Genomic DNA, 10574 nt, shown 5'->3' on the forward strand with positions numbered 1-10574 from the left:
CTGCTTGGTCCGGAAGGCAGTCTAGGCCAGCCACCGCCCCGCCGCCAGGGCGGCCTGCAGCAGCGCGCCCACCACCATCACCGAGGCCAGGGAGAGGCCGTGCCCCAGCGCCACCAGGGCGCCGTCGCGCACCGCCAGTCCGCCGGCCAGGGCCAGGATGGCGGCGGCCGGCGGCAGGTTGCCGAAGGGAATGGGAGCGGCCAGCACCACCCCCTGGACGGCGATGCCCAGGGTGGCGAGGACGGCGCCCGGGCCGGTGGCCAGCGGCGTCAGCCGCACCTTGGCCCGCCGCTCCATCCGCCGCAGCACCGGCACCAGCCGGCCGAGCGCGGCGTCGAGCACCGGGCGGGGCAGGCGCCGGCCGGCCAGCACCGCCGGCAGGCGGGGCGGGGTGGCGCTCCAAAGCCGGCCAAGGCTCAGCCAGACGACCAGCAGGCCGGTGATCATGCCGAGCGGCAGGCCGGGCGACGGCACCATTCCCAGCGCCGCCAGCAGCAGCAGCATGACCAGCACGGACCGCTCGGACAGCGCCTCGGCAGCCTCGGCCAGGGTGGCGCCGCCGGCGCCGCCCAGGCGCCTCAATCCGGCCAGCTCGAGGGCCAGCGACCGCCGCCTCACGGGTTTTGACCGGCCGCGCGGCGGGTCCGCCACAGCGAGGCGCCGATGCCGCCGGCGAGGAGCAGGGCGGTCACCGACAGCGTCACCATCGGGTCGGGCTTGCCCACCAGCTGGGTCCAGAAGATCTTGCCGCCGATGAAGACCAGGATCAGCGACAGCGACAGCTTCAGGTAGACGAACCGGTGCATCATCGCGGCCAGGGCGAAGTAGAGGGCGCGCAGGCCAAGGATGGCGAAGATGTTCGAGGTGTAGACGATGTAGGGGTCGGTGGTGATGGCGAAGATGGCGGGCACGCTATCGACGGCGAACACCAGATCGACCAGCTCGATGGTGACCAGACACAGCAGCAACGGCGTCGCCCACCAGCGCAGACGCCCGGTCTCGTCGGCCCGACGGACGACGAAGCGGTCGCCCTCCAGCTGGTCGGTGACCCGCAGATGGCGGCGCAGGAAGGCGATGGCGCGGTTGCCGCCGAAGCCCTCGGCGGGACGATCGGCGGACACCAGCATCTTCATCCCGGTAATCACCAGGAAGGCCCCGAACAACCACAGCACCCAGGCGAAGTGCTGGACCAGGGCGGTGCCGACCCCGATCATCACGCCGCGCAGGACGATCACGCCCAGGATGCCCCAGAACAGCACCCGGTGCTGATATACCCGCGGCACCGCGAAATAGGCGAAGATCAGGGATATGACGAAGATGTTGTCGAGCGCCAGGCTCTTCTCGATGACGAAGCCGGTCAGGTAGTTGAGCCCGGCCTCGCGACCCATCTCGAACCAGACCCAGGCGCCGAAGCCCAAGCCGACCGCGATGTAGGCGGCGCTGAGCAGCAGGCTTTCGCCCACCTCGATGGCCCGGCGTTGCCCGGTGCGCGGATCGGGACGGTGCAGCACACCGAGGTCGAGCACCAGCAGCACCGCCACCAGTGCCATGAACACCAGCCACACCCAGGCTTCCTTGCCCAGAAAGGTCGTGGCCGCTAACAGCGACAGCCAGTCCATGGCACCCCTCCCCGCAGGCGGTTACGAGCCGGCTTCCTCCTCGGCGATGAGCGAAAGCAGCTTCAGGCGGATCTCCTCGGCCCCGACGCTGCCGGCGGGAAGATCGGCCATCAGCCGGGCGATGACGTCGTCGTCGCCGGGAAGCTCGAAATCCGTCTCCACCAGCGAGCGGGCATAGGACTCGGCCTCGGCTCCGGCCAATCCCAGCCGCCCGGCCGCCCACTGCCCGAGGGCGCGGACGGCGCGGATGCGGGCGCGGAAGGCGCGGTCCTGGTCATGGCTGAACTTGGCGTCGTGCCGGGTGGCGGGTCCGTCCATGGTGGTCTCCTTTGTTGACGGGGGCGGAAGGCCCCTGCGCAAAGGATTTAGGGCGCCAGACTGACAATAAAATGACGCAAAATTATATGAAGCTGATAGGCGTATCCTATCAATGAACGCCGGGATGATGCGCACATCCCGCTTCGGCTAGAGTGGCGCAGCCCCCACAACGAGGTTGTCCATGCGCCGCTTTCTGCCCGCCCTGTTGCTGCTTCTCTGCGCCCAGCCCGCCGCCGCCGCCGACAAGAACTACGACCTCGGCTTCGCCCGACCCGGCATGATGCAGGGGCAGTTCCGCTTCGCCGCCTGGCCGGCGGGAATGAACGTCTATTGCAGCGACGACCCCGACCGGCCGGGCACGCTGGGGCGGCTGCTGGCCTTGCCCGGACAGATGGTATCCGTCGGGGCCAGCCGCTGCGCGCTGCTGTCGGTGGACGACAAGGGGGTGTGGAGCCAGGCGGCGCGCAAGGTGGCCGGCCATCCCGCCCGCATGACCGCCACCTTCGGCCCCGACCGGGCCGGCACCAGCCGTCTGGTGCAGTTCTTCATGGAGGTTCCGCGCGCCGGCTACGAGGATGTGGGCAAATTCCTGGTTGGCCGCTTCGGCCCGCCCACCGAGCAAGGCGATTCCATGCTGCGCTGGCGCAACGCGAGGCAGGAGGCGGTGCTGGTCCATGAAGGGGCCGAGAGCGCTTTGCTGATCATGATCGATCTGGCGCTGCAGGAGGCCATGAACTCCAGGATGCCGGGCATGGGCAAGCGTTGAGCCGCTGGTTGAGAACAGGCTGAAACCATTATAAAAGTAGGGTTTTTCCTTGATTTGCGGCCCCGCATGTTTTACTCGAACAAGCGAAGCTGCGGAAGCGCCGCTCGCCGCATAATTGTGGAATGCCGAGCCATGCTGCGTCGGGTTTTCCTCGCCGCCGGTCTCGCTCTGGCCTGGACATGTCCTGGCCAGGCCGAGCCCCTGCTGCTGCGCATCTCCACCGAGAATTCGCCCGATCACGTCCAGACCCGCGCGGTGGCGCGCTTCGCCGACGCACTGGCGCAGCGCGCGGCGGGGCGGCTGTCGGTGTCGCATCACTCCGGCGCCGCCCTGTTCCGCGACGCCGACGTGGTCAAGGCGCTGCGCCAGGGCCGGATCGAGATGGCGGTGCCCGGCACCTGGCACCTGGACCGGCTGGAGCCCAGCGTCGGCCTCTACCTGCTGCCCGCCTTCCATGGCCGCGACGCCGCAATCCAGACCCGGCTGCAGGACGGCCCATTGGGTGACGAAATCAATGCCCGTCTGCAGGCCACCCTGGGCGTCACCGTGCTGGGGCGCTGGATCGACCTCGGCTTCGCCCATCTCTACGGCGTGCGGCGGGTGATCCGCGACGCCGAGGATGTCCGCGGCATGCGCATCCGCGTCGCCGGCGGCGAGGCCAATCTGCGCCGCCTGGCCGCCATGGGCGCCGAGCCCCGGATCGTGCCGTGGCCCGACCTGCCTCAGGCCATGGCCGCCGGCACCATCGACGGCATCCTCACCACCCACGAGACGGTGGCCAGCGGGCGCCTGTGGGAAAAGGGCATCGGTTCGGCCTACGAGGACCATCAGTACTTTCCCCGCTACGTGCCGCTGGTCTCCGGGCAGTTCTGGCGCCGGCTGCCCGATGATCTCAAGGCGGTGATGGCCGAGGTCTGGGAGGCCGGCGTCGACTCCGCCCGGGCCGATGCCGCCCGCGCCCAGGATGCCGCCCGCGCCGCCCTGCTCGCCAACGGCATCGTCGTCACCCGCCCGGAACCGCCGCGCCTGGCCGCCCAGCGTCAGGCGCTGATGGCGGACCAGCCGGCCATCGTCGCCGCCCTGGGGATCGAACCCGGCCTGGTGGCCGAGGCCATGGCCGCCCTCGCCGGGGAGTCCCGGCCCTGACCCGCCCGCGCCCGCAATTCGTGATTCTTGCCACGCTCGGGCTGCTGCTGGTGCTCGGCCTGGCGGCGGCGCTGTGGGTCGTGGTGGCGCAGGACCGCCGGGCCGAGCTCGACCGCGCCGGGCTGCGCCTCTACCAGCAGGCCCGGCTGGCCGGCGACGCCGCCTCGCGGGCGCTGGAAACCGCCGATCTGGCGCTGGTCGCCATCGTCGCCGAGGGACGGATCGACGGGCGCGCCGCCGCCTCCCTGCTTCCCTACATGCCGTTCACCGACGCCGTCGAGGTGTGGGGCGCCGACGCCCGGCTGCGCCATCGGGTCCCGGACCGGGCCGGCCCGCCGGCGGTGCCCGGGGCCTTCCTCGCCCACCACCGCGACCGTGCCGAAAGCTTCCTCCTCCAGCCCATCCACCCGCCCGGCGACGGGGCGCCCTGGCGGCTGGGGGTAAGCCGCCGGATCGATACCCCCGGCGGGGCCTTCGCCGGGATCGCCCGCGCACTGATCTCGACCGAGTTGCTGGGCGACGCCTTCGCCGCGGAATTCGCCACCGACGCCGACCGCCTGCTGCTGATCGATGCCGACCGTCTGGTCCTGGCCGATTCGGCGCCGCGCGGCCGCCGGGCCGTGGGTCGCCCGCTCGACGCGGCGCTGCCGATGCTGTCCGCCACCGCCGTTTCCCAGCCCGGGGAAACCGAGTCCGCCCTGGTGGCCTGGTACCGTCTGCACGACTTCCCGCTGCAGGTGGTGGCGGTGCGCCACAAGGACGCGCTGTTGGCCCGCTGGCGCAAGGTGGCGGCCGGATACGCGGCGGCGGCGGCAGCGCTGCTGGCCGCGTCCCTGCTCGCTGCCGCCTTGTTCTACCGGCAGGAGCGGCGCCAGGCGACGATCGCGGCGACCCTGCGCCTGCATGACCGCGCCATGGATGCCGCCAACGACGGCATCATCATCACCGAACGCCGCGACGGGCATTTTCCCATCATCTACTGCAACCCGGCGTTCGAACGCATCACCGGCTATGCCGCCGCCGAGCTGCGGGGCAAGGATCCCGGCCTGCTGCACCGGGACGAGGACGAGCAGCCCGAGGTGGCGCAGATCCGCGCCGCCGCCGCCGCCGAGACCGGCACCACGGTGGAGCTGCGCAACTACCGCAAGGACGGCACTCCCTATTGGGCGGAAATGCGCATCACCCCGGTGCGTGACCGCGACGGGACCGTCACCCATTTTCTCGGCATCCACCGCGACGTCACCACGCGCCGCCGCGCCGCCGAGGAGCTGCTGCGGACCAATGCCGAGCTGGTCGCCTCCAACGCCGAGCTGGAGCAGTTCGCCTACGTCGCCTCCCACGACCTGCAGGAACCTTTGCGCCACGTCGCCGCCTATGTGCAGATGCTGGAACGGCGCTACCAGGGCAAGCTGGATGCCGAGGCGCACGACTACATCGGCTACGCCGTGTCCGGGGTGAAGCGGATGCAGGCGCTGATCGTCGATCTGCTGGAATACTCCCGCGTCACCCGCCAGGGGCGGCCATTCGGCCGCATCGACCTGGGCGCCTGCCTCGACCAGGCCCTCGCCGACGTCGCCCAGGCGATCAGGGAAAGCGGTGCCACCGTCGCGGCCGCCGAGCTGCCCGCGGCCTGGGGCGACCAGGGCCAGATCACCCGCCTGTTCGCCAATCTGATCGGCAACGCGGTGAAGTACCGCAAGCCGGACGTCGCCCCGGTCATATCGATTTCGGTACAACCCGCCGGAGACCGATGGGAGATCACCGTGGCGGATAACGGCATCGGCATCGACCCGGCCTATGCCGACCGCATCTTCGCCCTGTTCCAGCGCCTGCACCCGGTCGGCCAGTATTCCGGCACCGGCATCGGGTTGACCATCTGCAAGCGCATCGTCGAACGCCACGGCGGCACCATCCGCTGCGAGTCCGAGGGCGAGGGCGAGGGCGCGCGGCTGGTCTTCACCCTGCCCCCGGGTCCGGCGGAGTAGGCATCGCTCCTATCGCCTGAGCACCGCGAAGGGCGAATCCGTGTTCGCCGGCTTGCGGCCGCGCGGGGCTGGCTTCGGCCGGGTCGGGGCCAGCCAGGGGGCGGCCTCGCCGCCGCCGCGGCGGAAGCCGAGGGCGGCCAGCACCAAGGCGGCCTCGGTGGCCGACAGCCCGAGCAGCGACAGCAGGGCCGGCGGCGGCAGGAACCCGGCCGGGGCCTCGCGCGCCAGGCGCCGCGCCTCGGCGGCGAAGCGTTCGAGCATGTCGGCCCGCACGGCGCGCGGACCGGCCAGGCGGTAGCCCACCGCCTCGTAGAAGCCGGCGGGAATGCCGGCCAGCGGCGCCACCGCCACCCGTTCGCCCGGCGGCGGCGGCGGCGCGCAGCCGGCCCGCACCCCCCACAGCACCGCCCGCACCCGCTGCGCGCCCGGCTTCAGCAGGGCCGGAAAGAACACGGTTTCTGTTCCGAAACGAATACCGAGGGCGGCCAAAGCGGCGCGGTCCTCGGCGGCAAGGGCGTCGAGCTGGGCGGCGACCGCGGGCCGCGCCGCCGACCCCAGCCCCTCGGCCAGCTGGTGCACCAGTCCCCGCGCCGCGCCCTTGAGCGGCGCCGCCCGCGCCCGTGCCAGCGGCCGGAAGGCGTCGTCGAGGGCGGCGGCCAGCCAGTCCCCCAGGCGCCGCCGGATCGTTTCGCGGGCGGCGGGCTCCAGCACATCGGCGCCCGGCGGCTCCACCTGTGGCCGCAGCGGTTCGGCGCCGGGCACCAGCCGGGCCACCGCCTCGCCCCGCCACAGCACGGCGCCGTCGTCGCCCAGCGCGAAGGCTTCGTCGCCGTCGGCGGCCAGGCGGGCGACGCGGGCGGCGATCTCGGATTTCAGCGCCCGGGCGGCGGCGGCGGCGACGGCGCGGGCGGCGCTGGCCCCCTCGGCGGCATCGGGCTCGAAGCGGAAGCCGGCCAGGCGGCCGACATACTGGCCCTCGACCAGCACCTCGCCGGTGCGGTTGACCGCCGACAGCAATTCGCCCTCCTCGCGCATGGCGCGGACCAGGACGGCGGTGCGGCGGTCGACGAAGCGTTGGGTCAGGCGTTCGTGCAGGGCGTCGCTGAGGCGGTCCTCGACGGCGCGGGCCTCGCCTTGCCAGTGGGCGGCGTCGGCGACCCAGTCGGCGCGGTGGGAGACGTAGGTCCAGGTGCGGATGCCGGCGATGCGGGCCACCAGGGTGTCCAGCTCGCCGTCGGTGCGGTCGAGGCGGCGGATGTGGTTGGCCAGCCAGTCGGCGGGCAGCCGCCGCCCCGGCCCGGTGAGGTGGCGGAACACCTGGCCCAGCAGGCGGGTGTGGCTGTCGGCCATGACCTTGCGGAAATCGGGAATCTGGCAGACCTCCCACAGCAGCCGCACCCGCTCGGGGTGGTTGGCCACCCGCATCACCTCGGGGTCGCGGGCGAGGTGGGCCAGCGCCACCTGGTCGTCGGCCTCGCGGGCGCGCACCAGGCCGGGGGACGGCGGCGGCCGCTCCAGCGACGCGGCCAGCGCCTCGACGCTGGCGAAGCGCAGCTCGGAATTGCGCCACGACAGCGCCTTCAGCGGCGGGAAGGCGTGGTTCTCCACCGCCTCGACCAGTTCGGCGTCGATGCCGGCCAGATCGGCCGTCGCCCCGAAGGTGCCGTCGTTCATGTGCCGCCCGGCGCGCCCGGCGATCTGGGCCAGTTCGGCCGCCGCCAGCGGCCGTGGGGCGCGGCCGTCGAACTTGCGCAAGGACGCGAAGGCGACGTGGTCCACATCCATGTTGAGACCCATGCCGATGGCGTCGGTGGCGACGATGGTATCGACCTCGCCGGCCTGGAACAGCCCGATCTGGGCGTTGCGGGTGCGCGGGGACAGCGCCCCCAGCACCACCGCCGCCCCGCCCTTCTGGCGGCGGACGAACTCGGCCATGGCGTAGACCTCGGCGGCCGAGAACGCCACCACGGCGGCGCGCGACGGCAGCCGCGCCAGCTTGCGCGGACCGGCATACTCAAGGCGCGAGAAGCGCGGCCGGGTGACGAATTCGGTGCCGGGCACCAGGCGCCGCAGCAGCGGCCGGATGGTCTCGGCCCCCAGGAACACCGTCTCCTCGGTGCCGCGGGCGTTGAGCAGGCGGTCGGTGAAGACGTGGCCGCGCTCGGGATCGGCGCATAGCTGGATCTCGTCCACCGCCAGGAACGCCACCCGCCGGTCCAGCGGCATGGATTCCACCGTGCAGACGAACCAGCGCGGCCTGGGCGGGATGATGCGCTCCTCGCCGGTGATCAGCGCCACCGCCTCGGCCCCCTTGGCCCGGGCGATGCGGTCGTAGTTCTCGCGCGCCAGCAGGCGCAGGGGAAAGCCGATCATGCCGCTGGCATGGCCGAGCATGCGCTCGAGCGCGAAATGGGTCTTGCCGGTGTTGGTCGGGCCGAGGACGGCCAGCACGCGGCCGCGGCCGGAAGAGGTGGACATGACGTCTTATACCAAATCCGAATGAGTCATTCGGATTTCAAAGCCCTCGCCGGGCGCCCGCGTCCCGCGGGCTTGGCCGCGGCCTCAATGGCCGCTGGATCCGAAATCCGGAAGCGATCTTCCGGATTTCGTATTAGAGGGTCGGTGCCGGCGCGCCGGGAATCAAGGGGTTCGATGGCGGCGGCAGGGCCGCCGCCCGGGGGCAGGACACTAGAACTGCTCCAGCTCGGTGTCCCAGTACAGGAAGTCGCGCCAGGACTGGTGCAGGAAGTTGGGCGGGAACGAGCGGCCGTTCTCCTGCAGCTCGAAGGTCGAGGGCTCGGTCGGCCAGCGGCGCAGATGCATGCCGGCCTGGCGCGGCAGCCGGGCGCCCTTCCTCAGGTTGCACGGGCTGCAGGCGGCGACCACGTTGGCCCAGGTGGTGCGCCCGCCCAGGGCGCGGGGCACCACGTGGTCGAAGGTCAGGTCGTGGGCCGGCAGCTCGTCGCCGCAATACTGGCAGGCGAAGCGGTCGCGCAGGAACACGTTGAAGCGGGTGAAGGCCGGGCGCCGGGCCGCCGGGATGTACTCTTTCAGCGAGATGACGCTGGGCAGGCGCATGGCCCAATTGGGCGAGTGGACCTCGCGCTCGTATACGGAGACCACGTTGACGCGCTCGGAAACGACCGCCTTCACCGCCTCCTGCCAGGACCACAGCGAGAGCGGGAAATAGCTGAGCGGCCGGAAATCGGCATTCAGCACCAGGGCGGGATAGCTTTCCAGCGCTACCAATACCCTCTCCATCGGAGTTTGGCCGCAAAATATAGGAGTCCGGCCCCGAAATCCATCCCCCCGATGGTGACGGTTCGGCGAAATCGGCGGGAATCCGGCGGTTGGCTGAAATATGGTATGGTCGCGGCCATGGACCAATCCTCGCGTCCCGCCGGAATCGTCACTCGCTTCGCGCCCAGCCCGACCGGCCTGCTGCATCTCGGCCACGCCTTTTCGGCGCTGGTGGCCCATGGCCGCGCCCGCGCCGCCGGCGGGCGCTTCCTGGTGCGCATCGAGGACATCGACCCCGGCCGCTGCCGCCCCGACTTCGAGGCCGCCATCCTGGCCGATCTGGCCTGGCTGGGCCTGGACTGGGACGGGCCGGTGCGGCGCCAGTCGGCGCATCTGGACGATTACCGCGACGCGCTGGCCCGCCTCGATGGCCTGGGATTGCTGTATCCCTGCTTCTGCACCCGCCGGGACATCCAGGACGAGGTGGCCCGCGCCGGCCACGCCCCGCACGGACCCGACGGCGTGCTCTATCCCGGCACCTGCCGCCGCCTGGGCGCCGCCGAGCGACGGGAACGGATGGACTCGGGTGCTCCCTATGCCCTGCGCCTCGACGTGGCGGCGGCGGTGGCGCTGGCCGGGCCGCTAGGCTGGCGCGACGAGGAGGCGGGCGTGGTGGCCGCCACGCCGGAGATCTTCGGCGACGTGGTGCTGGCGCGCAAGGACGTGCCGACCAGCTATCACCTGGCGGTGACGGTGGACGATGCGCTGCAGGATGTGACCCTGGTCACACGCGGCGCCGATCTGTTCGCCGCCACCCATGTCCACCGCCTGCTGCAGGCGCTGCTGGAGCTGCCGGTGCCGGCCTACGCCCATCACCGGCTGCTGACCGACCCGAGCGGGCGGCGCTATGCCAAGCGCGACCGCGCGCTCACCCTCGCCGCCCTGCGCGAGGCGGGGCGGAGTCCGGGCGAGGTGCGGACCATGGCGGGGTTTTAAAGCTCTTTCAGCGAGCTGAAATGCATGAAGGCGAGCAGGCCGAGCCAGCCGATGCCGACCACGGCGGCACCCAGCACCACCGGCCAGTACTCGGCCGACGGCACCTTGGAAATGGCGCCCAGCGTGGCGATGGCGATGACGCCGCCGACGTTGTAGACGACCGAGCCGATCACGAACAGTTCCTTGGCGGTCATCGCTCCCTCCTGAGACCCGGGCGGCCATCGGCCGCATTTTTACATGATGATATACGAATACGGCGCAGACTCCACCCCTAACCCGTCCTATTCATGACAGCGGTTCCAGCCTGCATACAATCCGGCAGGGCTGAGGCTGGGCGCGTGTTGTCGCGACGGCCGCTTGGTCGTCGGTTTGGTTTCGGTTGGGCGGGTCGTGAGATTGAGGCCGAGATGGGGTGTCTGGGGCGATGGCGGCCCCGCGGGTCACGGCCCGTCTGGCATCAGCGCCATGGCGATGTGGCGGATGAGGGTCGCCTCGGGACATGAA

At 71.5% G+C, this 10574-nt stretch carries 10 protein-coding genes; 4 read left to right on the top strand and 6 right to left on the bottom strand.

What is annotated here, in order from left to right; all coding sequences use genetic code 11:
• Positions 1-21: 21 nt before the first annotated feature.
• Genes MTBUT4_RS08855 through MTBUT4_RS08865 form a run of 3 tightly spaced genes read right to left on the bottom strand, consistent with a single transcriptional unit; the run spans position 22 to position 1937 of the window.
• Positions 22-618 (bottom strand): exopolysaccharide biosynthesis protein, encoded by a 597-nt coding sequence (locus MTBUT4_RS08855; protein ID WP_173979318.1) that lies wholly within the window; start codon positions 616-618, stop codon positions 22-24.
• The gene (locus MTBUT4_RS08860) at positions 615-1619 is read right to left on the bottom strand and encodes a TerC family protein (protein WP_173979319.1); all 1005 of its coding nucleotides are present in this window, start codon (positions 1617-1619) and stop codon (positions 615-617) included. The genes MTBUT4_RS08855 and MTBUT4_RS08860 overlap by 4 nt, the downstream gene beginning before the upstream one ends.
• A 21-nt stretch (positions 1620-1640) precedes the next feature.
• The gene (locus MTBUT4_RS08865; protein ID WP_173979320.1) at positions 1641-1937 is read right to left on the bottom strand and encodes a DUF1476 domain-containing protein; all 297 of its coding nucleotides are present in this window, start codon (positions 1935-1937) and stop codon (positions 1641-1643) included.
• Positions 1938-2118: 181 nt separating this feature from the next.
• Between MTBUT4_RS08865 and MTBUT4_RS08870 the strand changes: the two genes are divergently transcribed.
• The 3 genes from MTBUT4_RS08870 to MTBUT4_RS08880 all read left to right on the top strand — a co-directional run bounded on the left by MTBUT4_RS08870 (position 2119) and on the right by MTBUT4_RS08880 (position 5834).
• On the top strand, positions 2119-2703 hold the full coding sequence (locus MTBUT4_RS08870) for a hypothetical protein (RefSeq protein WP_173979321.1): 585 nt from the start codon (positions 2119-2121) through the stop codon (positions 2701-2703).
• Positions 2704-2835: 132 nt separating this feature from the next.
• A complete protein-coding gene (gene dctP / locus MTBUT4_RS08875) occupies positions 2836-3849 on the top strand; it encodes a TRAP transporter substrate-binding protein DctP (RefSeq protein ID WP_173979322.1) in 1014 nt (337 codons plus the stop codon).
• Positions 3850-3869: 20 nt separating this feature from the next.
• Complete coding sequence (locus MTBUT4_RS08880) at positions 3870-5834, top strand: ATP-binding protein (RefSeq protein WP_173979323.1); 1965 nt, start codon at positions 3870-3872, stop codon at positions 5832-5834.
• Between the two features lie 9 nt (positions 5835-5843).
• Here MTBUT4_RS08880 and MTBUT4_RS08885 read toward each other — a convergent pair whose 3' ends face one another.
• The gene (locus MTBUT4_RS08885; RefSeq protein ID WP_173979324.1) at positions 5844-8312 is read right to left on the bottom strand and encodes a helicase-related protein; all 2469 of its coding nucleotides are present in this window, start codon (positions 8310-8312) and stop codon (positions 5844-5846) included.
• Between the two features lie 210 nt (positions 8313-8522).
• A complete protein-coding gene (locus MTBUT4_RS08890) occupies positions 8523-9083 on the bottom strand; it encodes an HNH endonuclease (protein WP_254434791.1) in 561 nt (186 codons plus the stop codon).
• 117 nt (positions 9084-9200) lie between these two features.
• Here MTBUT4_RS08890 and gluQRS point away from each other — a divergent pair, with 117 nt between their 5' ends.
• Positions 9201-10070 carry a tRNA glutamyl-Q(34) synthetase GluQRS gene (gene gluQRS, locus MTBUT4_RS08895; RefSeq protein WP_254434792.1) on the top strand — a complete coding sequence of 290 codons (870 nt, stop codon included), beginning with the start codon at positions 9201-9203 and terminating at the stop codon, positions 10068-10070.
• Here the strand turns inward: gluQRS and MTBUT4_RS08900 are convergent.
• The gene (locus MTBUT4_RS08900) at positions 10067-10264 is read right to left on the bottom strand and encodes a hypothetical protein (protein ID WP_173979326.1); all 198 of its coding nucleotides are present in this window, start codon (positions 10262-10264) and stop codon (positions 10067-10069) included. The genes gluQRS and MTBUT4_RS08900 overlap by 4 nt on opposite strands.
• Positions 10265-10574: the final 310 nt, after the last annotated feature.

Origin of the sequence: Magnetospirillum sp. UT-4 (assembly GCF_902729435.1) — a bacterium.
In the GTDB taxonomy this organism is placed as follows: domain Bacteria; phylum Pseudomonadota; class Alphaproteobacteria; order Rhodospirillales; family Magnetospirillaceae; genus Magnetospirillum.

Excerpts from the sequence above, each read along its gene's own strand:
- MTBUT4_RS08860 (WP_173979319.1), bottom strand. The coding sequence starts at position 1,619 with ATGGACTGGCTGTCGCTGTTAGCGGCCACGACCTTTCTGGGCAAGGAA.
- MTBUT4_RS08865 (WP_173979320.1), bottom strand. The coding sequence starts at position 1,937 with ATGGACGGACCCGCCACCCGGCACGACGCCAAGTTCAGCCATGACCAG.
- MTBUT4_RS08870 (WP_173979321.1), top strand. The coding sequence starts at position 2,119 with ATGCGCCGCTTTCTGCCCGCCCTGTTGCTGCTTCTCTGCGCCCAGCCC.
- dctP (WP_173979322.1), top strand. The coding sequence starts at position 2,836 with ATGCTGCGTCGGGTTTTCCTCGCCGCCGGTCTCGCTCTGGCCTGGACA.
- MTBUT4_RS08885 (WP_173979324.1), bottom strand. The coding sequence starts at position 8,312 with ATGTCCACCTCTTCCGGCCGCGGCCGCGTGCTGGCCGTCCTCGGCCCG.
- gluQRS (WP_254434792.1), top strand. The coding sequence starts at position 9,201 with ATGGTCGCGGCCATGGACCAATCCTCGCGTCCCGCCGGAATCGTCACT.
- MTBUT4_RS08900 (WP_173979326.1), bottom strand. The coding sequence starts at position 10,264 with ATGACCGCCAAGGAACTGTTCGTGATCGGCTCGGTCGTCTACAACGTC.